Here is a 24097-nt window from a genome sequence, read left to right on the forward strand (position 1 = left end):
CTCTCAAAATGTTATTTTAATAAATATTTTGTTTATATATTAGCTAAGCACTAATATCATCTTATTTGAATAAAAATACTTTGAAAGCAAAATTTTTATATCTCATTTTAATAATTACAGTATTTATAGGATGCAATACTGCCAACGAGCGTTTGCCTTTAAATTTGGCTGAAAATAATGCTAAAACCGATTCAACGCATTTAAATACTGTTGAGAATAGTATTAAATATTCTTTAGAGCAGTTAGATAATACTAAAGGCCTTTCCAATAGCTCAATTAACTGCATTTTTCAGGATTCCCAAAATTTGCTGTGGATTGGTACCTGGGATGGCTTAAATAGATATGACGGTACTAATTTTAAAATTTTCAGGCCTGAGCCGGATAATAAAAATTCTTTAAGCAATCAGGTTGTCCTTAAAATAAGTGAAGATAATTCAGGTTACATTTGGATACTTACTATGCACGGAATTAATCGTTACAATAAAAAAACAGATACATTCCAGCGTTTCTATTTCTCCAGGAATAATACTACTCCATTATCTGAATCCCAGTTTAATATGACGCTGGATGAATCAAAACAGGTGTTTTGTGCTGTTAAAGGGTGGGGAATAGGATATTTTGACGGAATGAAGTTTCATATGCTAAGCAATGGCTTTGCTGATAAGACGGTCAAAAAGCTGGAATTTTCTACATCAGGTGAATTATTTGTATTATTAGATGATAACAAATTATATAGTTTATCAGTAAAAAACTCTGAGAACAAAAAAATTATTTCCGGGTCAAAACTAGTGTCTGATGGAATTCAAACATTTGGTGTTTTACCAAATAAAAATATAGTTACAGTATCAACTAACGGAGAGGCGGCGATACTATCAATTGCTTCCAAAAACAAAAAAAATCTTCCCGAAAAAAATATTGAGAATATTATTGGCAGTATTAAAGAGGGGCTGGTTCTATCGGGTAAATCCGGCTATTTTATTGTTGACGCTGTTGGAAAGCATATTATGTTACCATGGTCAAAATATCTAAAAAATCAAAAAATAACGACTTTAGTTCAGGGTAGTGAAAATGTAATATGGACGGGAACGGACGGAGACGGTGTTTTTAAAATGTATCCGCTTAAAAAGTCATTTAACCTGGTTTCAAAAGCACAAATACCCAAACTGGATGCAGGGATAGTTAGGGCATTTCTAAAAGCCGGAAAAAACTCTTTCTGGATCGGCACAAAAGGTAATGGCCTTTTCACCTGTAGTGCCGATTTTTATTTGGATCAGGAGAAGCCGATTGCCTATAAAAATTTTAATGAGAATAATAGTTCTATTAATAATTCTGTATTTGCTTTAAGTAAAGGAAATGAAAATCTTATTTTTATAGGTACTGATGGTGAAGGTATTACAGTATATGATCTTGAAAAATCAAAACTTATAAGCTGGCGGGAGATAATTGGAAGTAAAAACTATGATTATTTTAAATCGGTTTATACTATCTATCAGGATGCTAAAGGATTCATATGGTTAGGTACAAATGGATATGGAATGATTTGTTGCAAAATAATTCGTTCAGGAGAAAAATTAAAAATTACAGATTTTAAAAAATATACTGCAAATGCTGGTGGGAGTACTGCATTAAGCAGCAATATTATCTTTTCAATTGTACCAAGAAATGATGACCAGCTTTGGATTGGTACGCGTCTTGGCGGATTAAATCTGTTCAACAAACAAACGGAGGTATTTACTACTTATAAGAATAAAGCAGATGATCTGAATAGTTTGTCAAGTAATGATATTCTGTGTTTAGCTACTGATAGCCGAAACAGATTATGGGTTGGTACCAGCTTTGGACTCAATTTGCTTCAGAACTTTAAAGATGGAGAAGCTTCTTTTAGGAATTTTACAGTAAAAGATGGCCTTCCAAATAATACAATTCATGGGATTGTACCTGTAAATGAATCAAATCTGTGGATAAGTACAAATTTTGGGTTATCAAATTTTGCCGTCAATACCAGTAAGTTTACTAATTATTCTCAAAATGAAGGTCTTCAGAATAATGAGTTTTCCGATGGAGCATTTTATAGTGATCCTGAATCAGGATTTATTTTTATGGGAGGCATTAAAGGGTTTAATTATTTTCTTCCTCAAAAAATAAAAGAGTCATCTGTAATCCCTAACCTTTTTATAGATAAAATAAGCGGGCAGAATCAATCGGTTCCTTACTACCAGAGTTTGGTAATATCTTCTGATGCAGAAAGCTATCCTTCTTTAATACTGAAACATGATCAGAATTTTTTTGATATTCATCTTGCTGCATTAACCTATACTAATAATGAAAAGTGTCAGTATTCGTATCAGCTAAAGGGTTTTGATAAGGACTGGAATAATATAGATAACCGTAAAATTATCTCTTTTACTAATGTTCCGCGTGGTAAATATTCTTTGTGGCTAAAATGGTCAAATAGTGATGGTGTATGGAGCAGGCCTGTACATGCAGCCAACATTACTATTAAACCTGTATGGTGGCAATCTAATACTGCGATTATAATTTATTTAGTACTTGGCCTATTCTTTATTTTGTTTGTAAGGAGCTATTATTTAAAACGTCAGTCTCTTAAGCAAAATCTTCTTTTTATAAAGAATGAAGAAGAGCTGCATGAAAACAGGCTTACATTTTTTACAAATATTGCCCATGAATTTTTAACGCCTTTAACATTGATAGCGGGTCCTGTACAAAAAATGGCCGAGACTCGGAGTCTGGATCCGAAAAACAGAAAATTTATAAATATGATACAGAAGAATACCTCAAGGCTTCTGTTTCTTACTCAGCAATTACTTGAATTCAGAAAAGCCGAATATGATTATCTTGAAGTAACAGTTAAGAACTTTGATCTGGTTAATCTTATTGAGCAGATAGCAGAATTATTTGATGATTGGGCACTTGATAAAAATATAGATTATAGCCTTGATGTTTCATCTGAATTACCCGGATGGTTTGATAAGGATAAGCTGGAAAAAATTATCTTCAATTTAATGTCTAATGCTTTTAAGTATACGCCTAAAAATGGAAAAATTTATCTTAAATGCAGAATTGTAGAAGATGAAGGCGTCCAAAAACTTAATTTTAGTATAACCAATACAGGAAAGGGCATACCAAAAGAAAAATTAGATTCATTGTTTGACAGATTCTTCCTGTCAGATACAAATCAGACGTCGGATACTGAATTATTTAGAACTGGTATCGGATTAGCTTTTATAAAGAAACTTATAACAGTATTGAGGGGTGATATTTTGGTGTCAAGTATTCCTGATGCCGAAACAACATTTACTGTTTTAATTCCTTGTGAAAAAGAAGCATTTACTGAAAAGGAAATTGATAAAGAGATAGCATCTGTATTGATATCCCATCATTTTAAAAATATTTTGGAGGAAATCGAGGAAAACCCCGGAGTTGTTCCTGAAAAGATATCTGCCCTTGAAATAGTTGAAAATAACAGGAAGAAAATATTAATTGTTGAAGATGAGAAAGAAATTCATTTGTTTTTAAATGATTTACTTGCTGATAAATATCAAGTGATTTCTACTTACAATGGAATTGAAGCTTTGGAAGTTATGGAAAAAGAACTGCCTGATATTATTATTAGTGATGTAATGATGCCTTTGATGGACGGGGTAGAACTTTGCCAAAAAGTCAAAACTAATATAAGAACCTGCCATATACCATTTATTATGCTTACTGCTAAAAATTCAGTGGTGCATAGAATTGAAGGTTTAGAAAAAGGTGCAAATTCTTATATTCCCAAACCTTTCTATCCTGATCATCTTCTCGTTAGAGTTCAGAAACTTCTTGAAGAAAAAGAGCTTATCCTGCAGCATTTTACACAAGACGCTGTTATTGGCGATTTATCAGAAGTTCCTGTAAACAATGAGGAAAAAGTGTTTATAAAGCAGATAATAGACTTAATAAGAAAAAATATAGATAATGAGAATCTCAACAGTGCATTTATTGAAAAAACACTTGGTATTAGCAATTCTCAGCTTTATCGTAAAATTAAAGAGATTTTTGGGCTTTCCACAGGTGATCTTATAAGAACAATACGTTTAAAATATTCTGCAGAACTTTTGCGTAAAAACGAGCTTACGGTCTCTGAAGTATGTTATCAATCCGGCTTTAATAATCGCTCTTATTTTTACAGAGAATTTAAAAAAGTGTATAACACAACGCCAAAAAATTATCAGCTTCAATACAAATTAAAAAGTTCTCTCTTTTCAAGTAATTAAATAACAACACTTTAAAAATGGTGTACACTGTTGAAGAAATAGTGTACACCATTTTTTATGCCCTTAAATTACTTTTATAACGCAAACGATATAGTTACCAATTTCGCAATTAACTAACCAAAATTTTTACACACATGAAAACAGAAGTATTAATTATTAACAATTCATTATTATTAATATGAGTCAAAAAATTACTTACAATCTATTTCTGATATTGACAATTTTGATTGGAAATATCATGGAGGCCCAAACTGTGAAAGGTGTTATTTCAGACGCCAACGGACCATTACCTATGGTAAACGTATATGTAAAAGGAACATCTATTGGTACAGTTGCCGATTTTGACGGTAAATACACTATTAATGTTGCTGATGAAAATGCAGTACTTGTATTTAGTTATTTAGGTTACGAAACAAAAGAAATACCCGTGGCTGGTAATACAACTATCAATGTAATATTGGTAGAAGATTCTAAGAAACTGGATGAAGTTATTGTTACAGGATATGTTGGTCAAAAAAAGAGTTCAATATCAGGAGCTGTAGGTTTGGTAAACATAGAGAATATGTCCAAAACGAGAATACCAGATGTAGCTCAGGCTTTACAAGGACAAATAGCAGGTGTTTTTGTTGCCGCAAATACAGGAGCACCTGGCGATGGTATTAAATTAAGGATTCGTGGAGAAAGCACCTTAGGTAATAACGATGTTTTATATGTTGTAGATGGGGTGCCAACACGTGATATTTCGTCACTTAATCCGGGTGATGTGCAGTCTATATCAGTTTTAAAAGATGCTGCTTCTGCCGCTATATATGGATCTCGAGCTGCCGGTGGTGTAGTTCTTTTGACAACAAAATTAGGTACAGAAGGAAAACCTACTTTGAATGTTGATTTTTTTACGGGAGTATATAATGCAACTAATTTGCCGGATCTTCTTAATACAGATCAGTATTTAACAGTTAAAGACAGGGCTTGGCACAACACTATTGGTAATGACCCGAATGCTGAAAGTCCTTATGCTTTTGACAGACGAACAAGAACTGACCTCGCAGATACTGACTGGCTTGATAAATTGTTTACAACAGGTATATCAAACAATGTACATGTTTCTGCAAGTGGGGCAACAGATAAAGTGCGTTACTATATTTCAGGAGGATATTATGGTATAGATGGTATTGTTACTGAAAATAATGATAAATATAAACGGGTTAATTTCAGAACTAATCTTAGTGCTGATATTTCTGATAGATTTAAAGTTGGTACCAATTTTCTTATCAGCTATCAGTCACAGGATAAATTATCTTCAAGTGGTGATGCTCCGGGAGTTATCCGTCATGCTTTAATCCGTCCGCCGGTTCTGGGTGTATATAAAGATGTAAATGATCCTACCTATTCTGCAAATGATCCGTATACTGATTTGCCTTTTTATACAGGACCTAATGATGGATGGAGTAAAATTTACGAATATAGTTCCAATCCGTTAGCTATTGTTCATTTTACTGACGATAAAAGGAATACATTTCAAAATTTCGGAAATGTTTTTGCAGAATATAGTTTACTGAGGGATAAATCATTAAAATTCAGAAGTAATCTTGGCGTAGATCTTAGATTTTCACACAACAAGAATTTTGCTGAAAATTATGGAGATGCAAATATTAGTGATGCTGGTAATGTATATTATGGGCTGGGAAGAAATAACAGGCCAAACAGCTTAAATGAAAACAGAGGACAGGATGTTACCTTCACTTGGTCTAACACGCTAAATTATGTGAAACTACTTAATAATGTACATAGCCTTAATTTATTAGCAGGGTCGGAATTTATAAAAAATAAAGCTTCGGCTGTTGGTGGAAGCAGGTCAAATTTTGATGATACCAGCGATCCTTTCAGGTATCTGGATTATGGAGGATTAGGCAGTGCTAATACACCATATCCTTACAGCTCAGGATCTGAAACAAGGTGGAGTTTATTGTCTTTCTTCGGATCGGGAACATATGGGTATAAAGATAAATACTATGCAACAGCTACTTTAAGGGCAGATGCTTCTTCAAGATTTGGTCCAAATAACAAATGGGGATATTTTCCATCTGTTGCAGGTAACTGGATAATTTCAAATGAAGATTTTATGCGCGATATTAAATGGCTTTCTTTTATGAAACTTAGAGCTAGCTGGGGGCAGGCAGGAAATCAGGAAATCCCTAATAATGCATACGAAACACTTGTTTCTACATCGGGTGGCGTGGTAAATATTATCCGCTATGGAAATCCTGATCTGAAATGGGAAACTACTACACAAACAAACGTAGGGGTAGATCTGGGCTTTTTTAATGACAAGCTATCTTTTACAGCAGATTATTTTAATAAAAATACCGACAATATTCTTTTGAGTGTAGCATTACCCGCAGTATCTGTTGGGGTTATAGGAAGAACTTACGTAAATGCAGGTGAAGTTGAAAATAAAGGTTTTGAATTTGGGTTAAATTATAAAAATAATGATAACGAATTCAAATATAGCGTAAATGCAAACCTTGCAACACTTACAAACAACGTTAATAAACTGCAGGAATATGTACAAAATATACCTGACGATGCAACACACACCAGAACTCAGGTTGGCCAGCCTATAAGCTCTTACTATGGATATGTTTTTGATGGTATCTACCAGAATCAGGCAGAAGTAAACTCTTATTTGTTCACTAATGCCAATGGTGCACAGCCGGGAGATATGAAATTTAAAGATCTTAATAATGATGGGCAAATTAATGCAGATGACCGTACATTTATAGGAAACCCAATACCAAAAGTTACCTATGGCTTTAATTTCAGGGCTTCCTATAAAAAGTTTGATTTCTCATTCCTTTTCCAGGGGGTTCAGGGTGTTGACAGATATAATGATATGAAGCAAATATTAGATTATGATACAAGGCCTTTTAATTCTACTACTGATGTTTTAGACAGCTGGAATGGTGAGGGTACAAGTAATTCTACACCAAGGCTTACATTTAACAATAACGGGGGCTCAAATGTATCAAGCAAATTTATAGAAGATGCATCTTATTTACGATTAAAAAATATCGAAGTAGGTTACACTTTAAGTGGTTCTATATCAGCTATAAATAGTCTTAGATTGTATGTTTCAGCGCAAAATTTACTAACTTTTACTAAATATACAGGTTTGGATCCGGAATCAACTTCATTGATAGATAAGGGAACTTACCCACAATCAAGAGCATTCATGTTTGGAGCAAGAATAAACCTTTAGAAAAAAAATTATGAAAAATTATTTAAAAATAGGATTGATAATAGGTATTGCGTCACTTACTGCCTGCGAAGATGACCTTACTCAGGAGCCGATAGGACTAACTACTCAGGAACAGGCCAATACTACACCAACAATAGCTACGATTGAAACATCTGTAAAATCTTCTTATGATCTACTTTCCAACAGATTAAATATTCTGGGGGAATGGGACTGGACAGGCGGGCTTGTTTTTCAGAATGATTATATCCTTCAGGATATAGCATCAGATGATATGGAAAAAAAATGGGTTGGAGATGGCGACCAGCCCTGGATTGATGATATTAACAACTTTACGTTTACATCTACCAACGGCGGGCCAAATGGTTTATGGAAATATAATTATGAAGGTATTAAACGTCTTAATATTGCTATTGAATTATTAACCAAACCGGATATTGAAGCCATTACAGGTATTAGTGAAGCCAGAAAAAAACAGCTGCTTGGAGAGTCTTATTTCCTTCGCTCGTATTATTACTTTGCTTTGGTTACTAATTTTGGAGATGTTCCTTTAATTCTTGCACCTGTAAAAACATATCAGGAAGCATTTGATTTTGCTGTAAGAAAAGATAAAGCAGTAGTTTGGGATCAGATTAAAGCAGACCTGGCTCTTGCAAGAGATTTACTGCCAAATGCAAAATATTCATCAGACACAGAAAAATGGAGAGTTTCAAAAGGTGCTGTAATAGCTTTACTTGCAAAATCTAATCTATATACGGAAAACTGGAGTGCTGTACCTGCATTAGTTGATGAATTAGCGGGACTTGGATTTAGCCTTAATGCAAATTATTTTGATAGTTTCAGAACAGAATTTACAGATAATGAAGTGATTTTTGCTTTTGATCATCAGACTAATGCCACACCAAGAAGAGGTAATGGTATTTGTGCTCCGCTTGGTTGGGGATTTTTTGCCCCGAGTAACGACTTCCTTGATTCATTTGAACCTAATGACCCAAGAAAATTATATACTGTTGATGTTGCTAATCAAAACGTAAACAAAATGCTTGGCAGTCTTGACGGAACCAATAAGGGTAATGACGATGCCCCTAATAATAAAATATACATGCGTTATGGTGATGCTCTTTTGTGGAAAGCAGAAGCGCTTAACGAAACCGGAGATTATGCAGGTGCTATTAGTATTATTAATCAGATCAGGGAAAGAGCAAGAACTACTGTTGATGCTACAGGAGCTGTACCACCTGCTGGTACTCTGCCGGACAGGCCAGCTTCTAACGACAAAGCTACAATTAAGGCATGGCTGATTTCTGAAAGAAGGGCTGAACTTGGTTTTGAAAATCAAAGGATGCTTGATCTGAAAAGATGGGGGATCGCCAAAGAGGTAATGACAGCCCACGGTAAAAACTTTCTGGATAAGCATATGTTATACCCAATTCCTCAGGCAGAAATAGACGCATCTGCAGGGACTTTAACTCAAAATCCCGGATATTAAAATTTAAGTTTTTGGGTTGGCTCAGATCTTATAACAACGGGTCTGGGCTAACTCTTCTATTATTGCAATACATTTAATATGAAAGACATCGCAAAACGTTTTCCTCAAAATCCGCTACTATCTCCTAAAGATATTCCTGCCAGTAGGGAAGGGCTTGAAATTACCTGCCTTCTTAACCCGGGAGTATTTGAATTTAAAGGAAAAACCTGGCTCATTGTCAGGGTAGCCGAAAGGCCAGAGCAAAAGGACAATATTATTTCCTTTCCTATACTAACCGAGAGTGGAAGTATTACTATAATGGAAATCGCGACAAATCATCCCGAGCTGATTGCTACAGATGCCAGGGTAATTAATTATAAAGGAAACGATTATCTTACTACATTATCACATTTACGGCTTTTGTGTAGTGATGACGGAATCCATTTTGAAGAACCCGAAAATTATCCGTCTTTAGTAGGGGAAGGGATACTTGAAACATTTGGTATTGAAGACTGCAGGGTAGCTTTGGTAGAAGGGAAATACTATTTAACCTTTACATCGGTTTCAGATAATGGTGTTGGTGTTGGACTTCGTACTACTACTGACTGGAAAAGCTTTGAGAAGCACGGTATGATATTACCGCCTCACAATAAGGACTGTGCTATTTTTGAAGAAAAAATAAACGGGCTTTACTATGCTTTACACCGGCCAAGCAGTGTTGATATTGGTGGTAACTATATATGGATTGCATCGTCTCCTGATGGCATTCACTGGGGGAATCATAAATGTATTGTAAAAACAAGATCAGAATATTGGGACAGCAAAAGAGTTGGGGCAGGTGCCGCTCCTATAAAAACAAGTAAAGGCTGGCTGGAAATATATCATGGTGCAAATGAAAAACATCAGTATTGCCTTGGAGCTTTTTTACTTGATCTTAATGACCCTTCAAAAGTAATAGCAAGAACGGAAGATCCTATTATGGTACCGACTGCTGATTATGAGTTAAGTGGTTTTTTTGGAAATGTAGTATTTACAAACGGACATATTATTGAGCCGGACGGTGATACTGTAACAGTTTATTATGGCGCATCTGACGAATTTGTTTGTGGCGCAAAATTTTCTATCAGCGACATTCTTTCACTTTTAAAATATAATTAATGTTTAAAAAACTTATATCAGAAATTAACCATTTTAAAAGTCAGACGCATAATTTTCGAATACTGATTTTAACCAATTTGGTATATGCGCTTGTTTTGCCTGTAATAGATATTTTTGTAGCGGCATATATTATGAGAAATTCAAATGACACTTCAAAAGTTGTCATTTATCAGTTAGCAATTTATACCGGAATTCCGCTTACTTTTTTATTAAATGGCTTTCTCCTGAAACACTTTAATATAAGAAAATTGTATTCCACAGGCATGATGCTCAGCGGAATTTCTATGATTATAATGATGTCTTTAAAAACGCTGGATCTGGTAGGAATAGCGGTCGCAGGAATAACTATGGGTCTGTCCTTTGGGTTATATTGGTCTAACAGGGATTATCTTGCCGTATCAGTTACAAATGATGGGAACAGAAATTATTATTATGGTTTAGAAACATTTATTTATACCATAATAGCTATAATGGTACCTGCCGCAATTGGCTGGTTTATTCAGTCAAAAACAGGAGATGACCAAAAACACGGAGCTTATGTAATAATTACAGGAATTGTATTTTTAATAACATTTTTTGCGTCAGTGGTGTGCTTTAGGGGCAAATTTGAAAACCCGGTACAGAAAAAATATATATTTTTCAAATTCCATCCGCTTTGGTATAAATTATTATCGTTAGCGATGTTTAAAGGATTGGCACAGGGCTTTCTGGTAACTGCACCCGCCATGCTTATTTTTAAAATATTAGGTGAAGAGGGAGCGTTAGGTAATGCACAATCCATAGGAGCAATTCTTGCAGCAATTATAATTTATTTCATAGGGCGTTTTTCTAAACCTTCAGACAGAATTAAAACATTTTCTGCCGGGCTTATATTGTTTGCGCTTGGAGCATGCTTAAATGGCTTATTGTTTAATAAGACAGGAGTTATTGTATTTTTACTTTTATTGCTTATAGCAAAACCTTTAATGGATCTTGCTTATTTCCCTATTCAGCTGCGTGTGATTGATATTGTATCGAGAATAGAGAAAAGAGGTGAATTTGCGTATATACTAAATCATGAATCCGGTTTATATGCAGGCAGGCTTTTAGGAGCCGGTACCTTCCTTGTTTTATACTATGTAGTTTCAGAAGATTTTGCCTTACGATATGCAATCGGTATTATTGCGATACTTCAGTTATGCTCTATTTTTATAAGTAAAAAAATTATCGCACAGGGAGATAAAATAGCTCCGGAAATTGAAAACACAACAGAACCTAAGGTACTTGAAGAAACTGCTGCAAACTTAGTTTAATACCATAATCTATTAACCATGAATATTTTTTTTAGAGTTTTATTATTTTCCTTTTTACTGGCAGGCAATATTTTACTGGCTCAGGTAAAACAACAGCCAATTTCGCGTGTAGATGCAATGGCAGATATGCCAAAGCCATTTAAGATTATTGACTATAATAAACTTGCACATGATTTTGATAAAGTTGTTTATGATTTTGATGCAAAAGGAGAATTCTGGCCGATAGTATGGGTAGATAAATCTCATAAAAATTACCCACAGGATGTAATAGGTTTATATACAGCTATTGGCGATGTACGCCAGGGCCCCGATAATAACAATGGAATGTTTCATGAAGCATTAGCTACTATGGGGGCAACATTAGGGGCAACACTTGTTGGAATTGATAAGACTAACCAGCAAAGTCTAAATTATGTGGGCATGCTGAAAAATTATTTTAACAGCGAAACCGGCTGGAATATAATGATGAATAATACCTGTCCGGAAGTAGCCTTACTAGGTGGAGGATATGGTAGGGACTGGTGGTATGATGTATATCCTAATCTGTTATTTTATGCTATATATGATAAATATCCTAATGAACCGGGATTTGAAGATATAGCCAGAAAAATAGCTGATAAATTTTATGAAGCTGATGTTATACTTCAGGGCAACTATCATTATTCTTATTTTGATTATGGCAGGATGAAGCCAATGAAAAACAACATTTGCTCACAACCGGACGCAGCAGCCGGACATGCATGGGTTTTATATTCTGCATATAAAAAATTTGGAGAGGAAAAGTATTTAAAAGGTGCTATGTCTGCGCTTTCTGCATTGCAATCACAAACTACAAATCCTACTTATGAATTGCTTATGCCGTTTGGTGCTTACCTTGCAGCAAGAATAAATGCAGAAGAAAATAAGGAATATGACCTTAATAAAATGCTTCACTGGAGTTTTGATGGTACACCTGTTTGCCGTGAAGGATGGGGTGTATTGGTAGGCAACTGGAATGGGTTTGACATTTCAGGAATTGTAGGCAGTACTGTAGATCATGGCGGCTATGGTTTTCTTATGAATACTTACGATGCTGCATGGCCCTTAGTACCTATGGTGCGATATGATCAGTCATATGCAAATGCTATTGGTAAATGGATGCTTAATGCTGCAAATGCTTCAAAATTGTTTTATCCTCAATACATGCCTGACGATCATGAAGTGATTCCAACCCTTGCTGAAGCAGGTAAAAATGTTATTGCTTATGAAGGTATAATTAAAAAGTCGAATCAGGATCAGTATCAAAATATTAAAGCTCCGGTTGCACAGGGAGACGGACCGCTATGGGTACCGGGAAAAAATCCGCAGGAATCACAGTTAAGTGTGTATGGAAGCGGGCATGTTGGCATATTTGGAAGTATAATCAAAAATACCAATGTTGAAGGCATTTTACAATTAGACTTATTAGCAACTGATTTTTTTCATGATAAAGCCTATCCTACTTTTTTGTTTTATAATCCTTATAATGAAAATAAGACTATTAAAATAGCTGTTCCAAAAGGTAAGAAGGTTGATTTATATGATACAGTTTCAGGAACTTTTCTAAAAAAGAATGTTTCATCATGCGCTAAAATTGATCTCGGTTCTAAAAGTTCAGCAGTAATTGTAATGGTTCCGGCTTCGGGAAAAGTAAAATATTCTGGCACCAGGCTGCTTGTGAATGATATTGTGGTAGATTATAATGTTCAACAAAAAAGATAAATCACGTTGATGTGCTTAAGATTAAATTAATAGTAATAAAATTTATCTGCTTATTTATTTGTTTATCTGCTATGGCACAAAGCAGTGAAACTGTAAAAAAATGGTGGAAGGAAACTGTATTTTATCAAATTTATATGCCTAGCTATGCGGATAGTAATGGTGATGGTTATGGTGATTTTGGGGGCATCACCAATAGATTAGATTATTTGCAGGATTTGGGGGTTAGAGGTATTTGGCTAACCCCATTTTTAACTTCTCCCAAAGTAGATAACGGATATGATATTGCCGATTATTATACAGTAGATCCTACTTACGGGAGTAATGCTGATTTTGATGTTTTTTTAAAAGAAGCGCATAAGCGCGGTATCAAAGTTATAATGGATATGGTTTTTAATCATACATCAACAGATAGCAAATGGTTTAAAGAAGCTTCTAAGTCAGTTGATAATAAATATGGAGATTACTATATATGGAAAGATAAACCCAACAATTGGGAATCTTTTTTTGGAGGTTCTGCATGGCAATGGGATGCAAAAACACATCAGTATTATTATCATAAGTTTGATGTAAGGATGGCCGATCTTAACTGGTCAAATCCAAAAGTTGTTAGTGAAGCTCAAAATATATTAAGGTTTTGGCTGGATAAAGGTGTTGACGGATTTCGACTGGACGTTATTAATTTTCTTAATACTGATGGCATTACACAGGATAATCCTGTAAAAAACGGTAAGCAGGAACATGTATATGATATCGATCAGGACGGAGTAAAACACGCAATGCAAATTATAAAATCAACAGTAAATGAATATGCTGATCGTTTTATAGTAGGGGAGATAGGAAGCGATAAAATAGAGGTATTAAAGCAATATCAATCTGAAAAATTGCTTGATGTAGTTTTTAATTTCAATTTTGGCAGCATTCACGAATTCTCTGCGGAAAAAATCTTCAATGAGCTGATAAGTATGGAGAAAAATATGAGCAATTATCCTACTTTATTTTTTGGAAGCCATGACATGCCCCGTATGATAGACCGCCTGGCTGAAGGAAATAGTAAGAAAGCTGAAATTCTTGCTGTTTTAATGCTTACAGCAAAGGGAGTACCTTTTATTTACTATGGAGAAGAAATAGGGATGCATAATATTATTGCGTCAGATTTTAAAGAAATAAAAGATATACAGGGAAAAACGCAATATAATCTTGCAATTGCAGAAGGCAGATCACCTGAAGAGGCATTAAAAATGGGTAATCAACATAATCGTGATAAATCACGGAGCCCTATGCAATGGAATGCAAATAATTTTGCAGGATTTTCTACAAAGAGCAGTTGGATAAAAATAGGTAAGGATTACAAAGAAAATAATGTTGAGATTTTAAGTAAAAATTCAAACACGCTTCTTCATAAATACAAAGCATTGATAGCTTTAAGAAACAAAGAAAAAGTTTTGCAATACGGAAAATATGAAAAGCTTGAGTATAAGAACGGACAATTGGTTTTTACCAGAATTTTTGAAAGCAACAGTATTACAGTTGTGCTAAATTTAGCAAATAGTAATGATATTGAATTGCCTGAAGGATCAGAAATTTTATTAGGAAGCAGCGAATCTGAATTATATGACTATTTAATTTATAAAAACCATATTAAAAATTGACTTCTATAAAATAGTGAATGTTGGGTTAGTACTATTTTGGGATGAAGCAGGATTAAATCCTGCTTCTTTTTTTATCAGCCTGTTTATGTGTGTTTTATAAACTATCTTTGATTATCAAGGTTCACTTCTATAACATCTTGTTTTGTAATAACATAAACTCTGTCATCCTGTCCGGGATCCATAACATAAGAACCGGTAAATTCACCAAAAGCAGGTAATATCATTTGATCAGGCATACGGAAAAAGCAGGGTAGTTTTAAAAACTGGCGGCCTTTTCCTGCTAATACAATTGATGGGTGTATATGTCCTGAAAGCGTATAAAAACTATCCCGATTTTCCGGATGATGGGTAAGAAGAAACTTATCCACAAGCAATTCTGATACTACTGTTATGCCCAGTTCTTCATATTTATGATGTGAAATTATATCATGGTTTCCCGCTACTAATATTATAGGGGTAGCTGTAAGTTCTGTCCATTGTTTAAATAAAGTCCATTCGTTATTAAGTGTACTGTGAAAAAGATCACCTAAAAAACAAATAACTTCCGGCTTAAAATACTCTAATACACTATTCAGTTTTTTAAAATTTGAAAAAATTGCGTTTTCAGGCAGTGCTGAACCATGTTTTCTAAAATGTGATATTTTTCCCAGGTGCACATCAGACGCCAGTAACATGCGGCGTTCTACCCAATACAATGCGCCAGAGCAGTGTAATATAAAAGTTTGATTATTTATTTTTATTTCCAGAGTCAAATTATTATTGTTTAGTTGATTGAAGTCCTATTTGAAATGATAATGGCTTCAATTATTTCATATAGCTTGCTGTCATTTTTTTTATACGCTCAGCTAAAGTTTCGCTTGATAGCCGCTCTCTTAATCGGTCAGTTATAAGAGGAAAGCTGAAAGGGGTTGGTTTATCACATTGTTTCCAGATAATTTCCTGTTGTTTTATGCGCTCAAGTACTGTTAATAACCGCCCTTCTTCAAGCTGATGTTCAAATGTTTCCCTGTATGCCTGCTGAAATAACAGATTTTCAGGCTCATGGTCGCGAAACACTTCAAATATTAATTGAGAGCTGCTTTGCAGATGTTTAGTTTTAACAACTTTACCCGGATACCCTGTAAAAACCAAACCTGCTATAACGGCAATATCCCTGAATTTCCGACGTGCCATTTCGGTTGCATTTAAGCTTTGCTGTAAGTCATAATGTAAATGTTGGGGAGATAATAAGTTATTGTCAAGTACTTCTTGTATATCAATTTCTTTGTCAGATAAAAGCTCGAATCCATAATCATTATAGGCAAGTGAAAAGGTAATAGGGGTAAGCAGGCTTATGCGGTAGGCCATAAGGCTTGCAAGTGCTTCATGCACAAAACGTCCTTCAAACGGATAAAATATTGTGTGGTAGCCTTCTCTTGTCTTAAAAGTTTCTATTAAAAATTGTCCTGAGTCAGGTATGATAGACTCTTTTCTCTGACGTTCAAAAACGGGAAAAAGTGCCTGCATTTCAACAGACATATTATTGGTATTGGCGGCATATAATTCATTTCGCAAGAGTTCACTCATTTGTGCCGAAAGTGTCATTCTTCCCCCCATCCAGCTGGCATGCTGTGCTTTTGCTCCCGGATTGGCTTTTTTCACAAGTACTTCCATATTTTTAATACGGTAAAGTTCCAGTTTTCGTCCTGCAAAAATAAAAATATCGCCGGGACTGAGTTTAGAAATAAACCATTCTTCTATACTGCCAATGTAACCGCCTCCTAAATATTTTACATTCATTACAGCATCTCCTACTATGGTTCCCATTTGCATGCGGTGCCGTAAAGCAACTGCCCTGCTGTTTACTTTAAATAACCCGTCAGATTCTATCTCAACTTTTTTATATTCATCATAAGCCTGTAAACTCTGGCTTCCTCTGGTTATAAAATTTAGCACCCATTGCCATTCATCAAAAGTAACTCCCTGGTAACAAAAAGTACTTTTCACCTCATTAAATATTTCGGCAGGATAAAAACCATCACTTACTGCAAGCGTAATAAGATATTGCACTAATACATCCCAGCTGTTTAAATAGGGTATACGGTCTTCCACAACAGTTTCCTGTACCGCTCTTCGCAATGCCGATGCCTCTACCAGTTCAATGGCATGGGTAGCCAGAAAAAATATATTGCTTTCCTGTCCCGGTCTATGGCCGCTACGCCCTGCACGTTGTAAAAAACGCGCTACGCCTTTTGGTCCGCCAATTTGTATTACAGTTTCTACGGGCGCAAAGTCTACTCCAAGATCAAGACTTGAAGTGCACACTACAGCTTTTAACTGCTCATCTCTAATGGCCTGTTCTACCCATTGTCTTGTTTCTCTGCCAATACTACCATGGTGCATAGCCATATCACCTGCAAATTCAGGATGTTTTTCAAGCAGTGCCTGATACCAAATTTCACATTGCCCACGTACATTGGTAAATATTAATGTGGTACGGCTTTTCTTTATAATGTCTGCTACTTCATCTACTAAATGAAGCCCCATATGTCCACGCCATGGGTAAGTATCCATTTTCTCAGGAATTATAGACATAACATTAATTTTTTTATTAATGTGTGCCCTAACCATAACCGAATTTTTTAATGCTTCAGATTCCGGGCCTAAGAGTACTTCCATAGCTTGCTGAAGGTTGCCAATGGTTGCTGAAATACCCCAAATACGCATTTTTGGAGCAATAGTTTTTAACCTGCTCAATGCCAATTCTGTCTGTACTCCGCGCTTTGTCCCTAAAAGCTCGTGCCATTCATCAATTATTATTGCATTACAGTTTTTAAATATGGTGTCATATCCTTTAGAAGCCATCAGAAGCTGCATGCTTTCAGGGGTTGTTACCAAAAGGTCGGGCATTTTTGTCTTTTGGCGGCTACGCTCTGCAGATGTTGTGTCGCCGGAACGTATACCAACAGTTAATCCGGTTTCCAAATCATTAGCCACACGTTCTGCAGCCTGTTTTATTTCTACAGATAATGCACGTAGAGGTGTTATCCATATTGCTTTTAAGCCGGGTTTATGTTTGGTCTTATAATCGGGATTCTTTTTTATATAGTCTAAAACAACAGGCATCCATAATGCATACGTTTTTCCGCTTCCTGTTGGAGCATTCAACAGTCCATTTTTGCCCTGAAGATAAGCCTGCCAGGTTTGTGTCTGAAAAGGAAAAGGTTTCCAACCCTGCTTATCAAACCAGTCAGTTGCAATAGTAAATAGTTGTTCCCTGTTCATTGCTATGAAATGTTGGCTGCTTATTTAGGTATCATGTTTTTTAAATCTTCTAACGTATTGGCTTCCTCAATTGTTTTATCAAGCCTCCAACGCAATATTCGCGGAAAACGTGTTGCCACCCCGCTCTTATGCCTTCCGGAAAAAGTTATTCCTTCAAAACCTATCTCAAATACTAACTTTGGTGTTACACTTCGCACAGGGCCAAAACGTTCCAAAGTATTTTTTTTAATAAAATCATCTACCATGCGGAATTCTGCATCGGTTAATCCTGAATAAGCTTTTGCAAAAGTTACCAGTTCGCGGGTTCCGTCTTCATTAGTACGCCATAAAGCGAAAGTATAATCTGTAAATAAATTTGATCTTCTCCCATGGCCCCGCATTGCATAGGTAAGTACAGCGTCGATAGAGAAGGGGTTAAGCTTCCATTTCCACCAGTCGCCTTTTTTTCTTCCTACAAGGTATGGAGAGTCTGTACGTTTAAACATTAATCCTTCGCTGCGAAGTTCACGTGCTTTTTCTTTTTCTAAAACTGCCTGCTTCCAGCTTGTTAGTTTAATCCTTTCAGACAACTGTAATGGCAGGCCATATTTTTTCACCTCTTCATACAGTTCTTCAAGATGTTGACGGCGTTCATTAAATGGTAACTGCCTTATGTCTTTACCCTGCCATTCTAAAAGATCATAAGCTTTTATTATGACAGGTGTTTTTTTAAGCAGGTCAGGCGAAACTGTTTTTCGCCCTATTCGTGTTTGTAAATCATTAAAAGAACCAATATTTCCTTCTGTCCATGGTAATATTTCACCATCTATTACTGTTCCGTCAGGAATTATCCCTAAGAAGTTATTAAATTCAGGATATTTATCCGTAACCAGTTCTTCGCCACGGCTCCAAACATACAATGCCCCGTCACGGATAATAGTTTGCGAACGTATTCCATCCCATTTGTGTTCGGCACTCCAGTCTTCCACATTGCCCAGGTCTTCAGGTTCACCTTCTATAGCATAGGCCAGATAAAACGGATAAGGCTTAGAATGCATATCTTCAGCCTTTTCATCCAATACTAAACTTTGAAATGTTATAGTATCAGGATTCCATTCTCCCATTAGTTTGTAAGCAAGTATGTCCTCATCAACACCTGTAGCTTTAGATAGTGCCCTGGTCATTAATTTCTGACTAACCCCAATGCGAAAGCTGCCTGTAATGAGTTTCGTAAAAACGAAGCGCTCGTAATAGTTTAGTGCAAGCCAGTTAGTATGCAGATAATCGCGTTTTTCATTATCAGGCTTTTTTTTAAGAGCTATCATTTCTTTTACAAACTCTGTCAGACTTTTGTCACTCTGGTTTTTTGTAGCGGGAATAACAAGAGCTATGGTCTCGGCAAGATCGCCTACAATATGGTAAGATTCTTCAAATAACCATAAAGGGATATTAGCTAATTCGGCAGCCCATGTACGCAACAAATTAGTATTTACAGGACGTGGAGGCCGTCGATGCGATAATATAGCAATTGTCCATACTTTGTCTGTATCACCGGCATTCCGAAAGTATTCTGTGAGGGCATCTACCTTTACAGAAGTTTTGTTAGAGCTATCGAGGGTTTTTATAAGTTCGGCAAAATTTTTCATGATTCTCCTTCCTTTAATTCTGATTTTGCTTCACTATCGGTTGTTTCGCCTTCATCACCTTCATATTGTGTATGCTCAGTTCTTGCATCATATCCCTGTTCACGCAGATAAGCACTGAAAATGTCGCTGTAGCCATGAGTACAGATAATTTTTTCTGCCCCTGTAGCCTTGATACTTTCCAAAAGGCCTGTCCAGTCACAATGATCACTTAATACAAACCCTTTATCAATTGCCCGTCTTCGCCTGGCACCTCTAAAAGCCATCCACCCACTGGCAGATCCTGTAACAAAAGGTGTCATTTTACGTATCCATGTGCTTCCATGTGCACTTGGTGGTGCCAAAACTATGCTGCCGTTTAAATCTTCTTTTTTAGTATCTCTTGTTACAAGTGTGGTTTCCGGAAAATCTACCATTTGCCGGAGCACTTCGGTCATATTCTCAATTGCTCCGTGCGTATAAATACGCCCAATATCAGTATCAAGATGTTTAAGTAATCTTTGTGCTTTGCCTAAAGTGTAGCCAAATAATACAGATGTTTTACCTTCAGCTTTGTTTTGAGCCCACCATGTATTAATATCATTCATAACCTCCGACTGTGGCTGCCATTTAAAAGCGGGCAGCCCAAATGTGTTTTCAGTTATAAAATTATGACACTTTATTACTTCATAAGGTGTTGAAATTCCATCATCTTCAGTTTTATAATCGCCGGTAAAAACCCACACTTCCCCTTTGTATTCTGCCCGTATCTGTGCACTGCCTATTATATGTCCGGCAGGATGAAAAGAAAACATTACTCCGTTTATGGTAAAAGTTTCTCCCCAGTCTTTCCCCGTCACATTTATATTTCCCAGGCGATGTTTTATAATAGGTACATTCATATGCTGGGTAATATAATTTTTATGCCCCCAGCGTGCATGGTCACTATGTCCGTGTGTTATAAGGGCATTGTTTACGGGCCGCCAAGGGTCAAGGTATACATTTGCCTGGGCGCAGTATATTCCTTTATCGTTAAATGCCAGAAGAGGCTGTTTCATAATAATGTATTTACATTATCTTTAAAATTACAACGGACTACCTTTTTTTCGAAACACTTTTAAGCAAGTTTAACGTTTGTCTTCCTATGATCTTAAGTATATCTATTTTTAATATTATTGTTGGAGATTATTATGGACTGTAGAAAGATGGTTTTATAATTATAGTAAGAATAAAATATATGGCTTGCTTTTTGCGTTATATATAAATACTACAACAATACTCAGGTATTCCGAAAAAATTACGGCATTCCGATAATATAGAATTTCCTTTCCTTTAATCATAGTGTAGCTGATACCCCCGATTACTGATAGATGTTGCAGCAATACTGTTATGAGCACCCGTTTAAAATTTAATTCCCGATCCAAATCCTTATTTATGGCAACAGTGCGTGCCAGAGTTGAAGATTATTTTAAAGAAAGTAATCTGTCTCCCAATGCAAACAAAATGATGTGGATTAAGACTCTTATTTTTATAGGTGGTTTTATTGCGCTCTATATATTACTCATAAGTGATATTTTTAGTTTTTCCGGGCTGTTACCAATAGCTGCTTTACTGGGTGTGTTTAGTGCCTTCGTAGGGTTTAATGTTTGCCACGATGCTATACACGGATCTTTTTCATCCAGTAAAACCGTAAACAGGATTCTTAGCACGATCTTCCATTTTTTAGGTGCTAGTCCTTATGTCTGGACAATTACCCATAATGCTGTGCATCATACTTATACAAATATACCGGGCCATGATGAAGATATTGATATTGCACCGGGATTGATACGCTTATCCGTAGAAGAACCTATTAATAAAATTCAGCGTTTTCAGCATTGGTATGCTTTTCCACTTTATAGTCTGGCGTCTCTTTCCTGGGCTTTTAGAAAAGATTTTAAAAAATTCTTTCAGGCCAAAATAGGGCAGACTGTTATAAAACATCCTGCAATAGAATATTTTAGCCTTTTTTTCTATAAAATGCTTTATTACTTTCTGTTTATAGCTTTACCGCTTATGATTCTTTCTGTTTCATGGTGGCAATTCATAATTGTATTTTTAGTAATGCACATAGCTCAGGGTCTTACTATGGGTATGGTATTTCAGTTGGCACATGTTGTGGAAGGTACCGATTTTCCAACCCCTTCTTCTAATGGATGTATAGAAGAGGCATGGGCTGAGCATCAGATGAGAACTACAGCAAATTTTGCCACAAAAAGCAGGATGGCTTCCTTTTTACTGGGTGGGCTTAATCGTCAGATTGAACACCATCTCTTTCCCAAGGTCTGTCATATTCATTACGGAAAAATAGGGAATATAGTGAAGCAGACTGCAAAGGAATTCAATATTCCATACCTTGAAAGCCCCACTTTTTTCGCTGCTTTACGATCACATTACCGTGTTCTGAAAAAATTTAGCAAAGAAGCTGCATGCAACTAATAAGTATTTATGAATACCATTTGTTCATCAAATAAATAAAATTAATATTTTGATTAATTACTAATATATCTCTAATAATATTTTTTGGCATCATCTTTGATTTCGTGGCATGTCAATGGTTGTTGTTTTAACAATTCAGGTTTTATTTTTAAATCAGGAACAATAATCTAAGACTAACAAATTGAGAAAAGTAGTAATAATATTTATTTAATGATTACTACTTGCCTGTGTAATCAACTTTATGTAGTTTTGCACCCTGATATGAAGTTTTCAATTAAATTTTTTCTTTCGCTTTATATCCTGCTTTTAGGTGGGTATGGCCAGGTATATGCTAAAGTATATCAGGACTGTGTTTGCTATTCTTCATCAAAAACTATCGACTGGTCTGAACATGCAAGTGTAGATTCAGACCAAAATAATCAGACATTAATTACTAAATCAGGTCATTGTATTACAGAAAATGAAGAATACAAACTTCGTGCGACTGATAATGAAAATGAAGACGACGATCAGCTTTCAGTAAAAAAATATTTTGAAGCAGGTAATTATTTTCCTTCTGCCTTTTACGGTCAGTTACCTGGTTATTTTTTTAGCTACACTATTAAACGCTTGCCTCATTGTAAGCATTTTTCTTATTTCTCATCAGATACATATCTCAAATTACGGGTATTAAGAATTTGATAAAATCCTATCAGATAAATCTCTTTATCTGATATCTCTCATTAATCTGCACTTTCTGTTCACTTCTCATTGAGAGAATGTGCAATTGTATCGCATCGATACATCCAATTTCAAAAATTTATCACAAAAATCATATTTGTTTTATTATGAAGAGAATTCTTATGCTCATTGGCTTTTGCGTCTTATTGAGCAATACAAGCTGTCAGTCAAAAAAAGAAACTAAAGAAGAAGGAGAAAAATTTTTAGTTACAAATCCTATAATAAAGGATACTGTAATAACTAAAGAGTATGTATCTCAAATTCATTCCATACAACATATTGAATTGAGAGCGCAGGAGCGCGGATACCTGGAGAAAATTTATGTAGATGAAGGACAGGCAGTAAAAAAAGGTCAGCTATTGTTCCAGATCATGCCGAAACTTTATGAAGCTGAAATGCAAAAGGCTAAAGCCGAAGCAAGCTTTGCTGAAATAGAATTAAAAAATACGAAATCATTATCAGACAGAAATGTAGTTTCACCTAATGAGCTTGCCATGGCTCAGGCGAAATATGATAAAGCCAAAGCGGAATTAGCTTTGACTCAGGTTCACTTACAGTTTACTGAAATCAGAGCACCGTTTGATGGTATAATAGACCGTTTTCATGTAAGACAGGGTAGTCTTCTGGATGAAGGAGATTTACTTACTGAACTATCTGACAACAGCAAAATGTGGGTTTATTATAATGTACCTGAAGCGGAATATCTTGATTATAAATCTACCCTTAGTGCTAATGCAGATGCTATGAAGGTAAATTTATTAATGGCAAATAATCAGTTGTTCGGATATCCGGGTGTAGTTGAAACTATTGAAGCTAACTTTAATAATGAAACAGGAAATATTGCTTTCAGGGCTACATTCCCAAATCCTAAAGGACTATTAAGGCATGGAGAAACAGGTAACATAGTAATGACAGTACCTTATAAACATGCTATGCTTATACCTCAGAAAGCTACTTTTGAGGTGCTTGATAAAAAATATGTTTATGTGCTTGATAAAGATAATAAGTTAAGATCAAGAGAAATTACGATTGCGGCTGAATTACCTCATATTTTCATTGTAAAAGACGGTTTATCGGTAGATGATAAGATTCTGCTTGAAGGTTTACGTCTTGTAAAAGAAAATGAAAAAATTGAGTACAAATTAGAGAAGCCGGAATATGTAATATCGCATTTGGAGCTATATGCCGAGTAATGAAACA

14 protein-coding genes are annotated in these 24097 nt (G+C 35.5%); 10 read left to right on the forward strand and 4 right to left on the reverse strand.

Annotated features, from left to right (window positions below):
* Positions 1-80 precede the first annotated feature (80 nt).
* The 7 genes from NHE85_RS14100 to NHE85_RS14130 all read left to right on the forward strand — a co-directional run bounded on the left by NHE85_RS14100 (position 81) and on the right by NHE85_RS14130 (position 14834).
* Positions 81-4271, forward strand: a complete 4191-nt coding sequence (locus NHE85_RS14100) for a two-component regulator propeller domain-containing protein (RefSeq protein WP_252812784.1) — start codon at positions 81-83, stop codon at positions 4269-4271.
* 238 nt (positions 4272-4509) lie between these two features.
* On the forward strand, positions 4510-7530 hold the full coding sequence (locus NHE85_RS14105) for a TonB-dependent receptor (protein ID WP_252812785.1): 3021 nt from the start codon (positions 4510-4512) through the stop codon (positions 7528-7530).
* Positions 7531-7540: 10 nt separating this feature from the next.
* Positions 7541-9016, forward strand: coding sequence for a RagB/SusD family nutrient uptake outer membrane protein (locus tag NHE85_RS14110; protein ID WP_252812786.1), 1476 nt, complete (start codon positions 7541-7543; stop codon positions 9014-9016).
* A 78-nt stretch (positions 9017-9094) separates the two neighbouring features.
* On the forward strand, positions 9095-10153 hold the full coding sequence (locus tag NHE85_RS14115) for a glycoside hydrolase family 130 protein (protein WP_252812787.1): 1059 nt from the start codon (positions 9095-9097) through the stop codon (positions 10151-10153).
* A complete protein-coding gene (locus NHE85_RS14120) occupies positions 10153-11445 on the forward strand; it encodes an MFS transporter (RefSeq protein WP_374676565.1) in 1293 nt (430 codons plus the stop codon). The genes NHE85_RS14115 and NHE85_RS14120 overlap by 1 nt, the downstream gene beginning before the upstream one ends.
* Positions 11446-11463: 18 nt before the next feature.
* The gene (locus NHE85_RS14125; RefSeq protein WP_252812789.1) at positions 11464-13185 is read left to right on the forward strand and encodes a hypothetical protein; all 1722 of its coding nucleotides are present in this window, start codon (positions 11464-11466) and stop codon (positions 13183-13185) included.
* Between the two features lie 71 nt (positions 13186-13256).
* A complete protein-coding gene (locus NHE85_RS14130) occupies positions 13257-14834 on the forward strand; it encodes an alpha-amylase family glycosyl hydrolase (protein ID WP_252812790.1) in 1578 nt (525 codons plus the stop codon).
* A gap of 101 nt (positions 14835-14935) precedes the next feature.
* On the opposite strand, the gene pdeM is transcribed toward NHE85_RS14130, so the two are convergent.
* The 4 genes from pdeM to NHE85_RS14150 are packed head-to-tail and all read right to left on the reverse strand — an operon-like array spanning position 14936 to position 20757.
* Positions 14936-15586, reverse strand: a complete 651-nt coding sequence (gene pdeM, locus NHE85_RS14135; RefSeq protein ID WP_252812791.1) for a ligase-associated DNA damage response endonuclease PdeM — start codon at positions 15584-15586, stop codon at positions 14936-14938.
* 52 nt (positions 15587-15638) lie between these two features.
* Positions 15639-18098: a ligase-associated DNA damage response DEXH box helicase gene (locus NHE85_RS14140; RefSeq protein WP_252812792.1), complete on the reverse strand. Its 2460-nt coding sequence runs from the start codon at positions 18096-18098 to the stop codon at positions 15639-15641.
* Between the two features lie 20 nt (positions 18099-18118).
* Positions 18119-19723 carry an ATP-dependent DNA ligase gene (locus tag NHE85_RS14145; protein WP_252812793.1) on the reverse strand — a complete coding sequence of 535 codons (1605 nt, stop codon included), beginning with the start codon at positions 19721-19723 and terminating at the stop codon, positions 18119-18121.
* Positions 19720-20757, reverse strand: a complete 1038-nt coding sequence (locus NHE85_RS14150) for a ligase-associated DNA damage response exonuclease (RefSeq protein ID WP_252812794.1) — start codon at positions 20755-20757, stop codon at positions 19720-19722. Before NHE85_RS14150 ends, NHE85_RS14145 begins: the two co-directional genes overlap by 4 nt.
* A gap of 376 nt (positions 20758-21133) precedes the next feature.
* Between NHE85_RS14150 and NHE85_RS14155 the strand changes: the two genes are divergently transcribed.
* The 3 genes from NHE85_RS14155 (at position 21134) to NHE85_RS14165 (ending at position 24090) form a co-directional block, all read left to right on the forward strand.
* The gene (locus NHE85_RS14155) at positions 21134-22177 is read left to right on the forward strand and encodes an acyl-CoA desaturase (protein WP_252812795.1); all 1044 of its coding nucleotides are present in this window, start codon (positions 21134-21136) and stop codon (positions 22175-22177) included.
* A gap of 261 nt (positions 22178-22438) precedes the next feature.
* Entirely contained in the window at positions 22439-22858 is a 420-nt protein-coding gene (locus NHE85_RS14160) for a hypothetical protein (RefSeq protein ID WP_252812796.1), read from the forward strand.
* Positions 22859-23004: 146 nt separating this feature from the next.
* Positions 23005-24090, forward strand: a complete 1086-nt coding sequence (locus tag NHE85_RS14165; protein WP_252812797.1) for an efflux RND transporter periplasmic adaptor subunit — start codon at positions 23005-23007, stop codon at positions 24088-24090.
* The last annotated feature ends 7 nt before the right edge of the window (positions 24091-24097 follow it).

Origin of the sequence: Flavobacterium sp. NRK1 (assembly GCF_024054175.1) — a bacterium.
Lineage (GTDB): Bacteria > Bacteroidota > Bacteroidia > Flavobacteriales > Flavobacteriaceae > Flavobacterium.

Coding starts and splice junctions, on each gene's coding strand:
- NHE85_RS14125 (WP_252812789.1), top strand. CDS start 11,464: ATGAATATTTTTTTTAGAGTTTTATTATTTTCCTTTTTACTGGCAGGC.
- NHE85_RS14165 (WP_252812797.1), top strand. CDS start 23,005: ATGAAGAGAATTCTTATGCTCATTGGCTTTTGCGTCTTATTGAGCAAT.
- NHE85_RS14155 (WP_252812795.1), top strand. CDS start 21,134: ATGGCAACAGTGCGTGCCAGAGTTGAAGATTATTTTAAAGAAAGTAAT.
- NHE85_RS14160 (WP_252812796.1), top strand. CDS start 22,439: ATGAAGTTTTCAATTAAATTTTTTCTTTCGCTTTATATCCTGCTTTTA.
- NHE85_RS14140 (WP_252812792.1), bottom strand. CDS start 18,098: ATGAACAGGGAACAACTATTTACTATTGCAACTGACTGGTTTGATAAG.
- NHE85_RS14150 (WP_252812794.1), bottom strand. CDS start 20,757: ATGAAACAGCCTCTTCTGGCATTTAACGATAAAGGAATATACTGCGCC.
- NHE85_RS14130 (WP_252812790.1), top strand. CDS start 13,257: ATGGCACAAAGCAGTGAAACTGTAAAAAAATGGTGGAAGGAAACTGTA.
- NHE85_RS14115 (WP_252812787.1), top strand. CDS start 9,095: ATGAAAGACATCGCAAAACGTTTTCCTCAAAATCCGCTACTATCTCCT.
- NHE85_RS14110 (WP_252812786.1), top strand. CDS start 7,541: ATGAAAAATTATTTAAAAATAGGATTGATAATAGGTATTGCGTCACTT.
- NHE85_RS14145 (WP_252812793.1), bottom strand. CDS start 19,723: ATGAAAAATTTTGCCGAACTTATAAAAACCCTCGATAGCTCTAACAAA.
- NHE85_RS14105 (WP_252812785.1), top strand. CDS start 4,510: ATGGAGGCCCAAACTGTGAAAGGTGTTATTTCAGACGCCAACGGACCA.
- NHE85_RS14120 (WP_374676565.1), top strand. CDS start 10,153: ATGTTTAAAAAACTTATATCAGAAATTAACCATTTTAAAAGTCAGACG.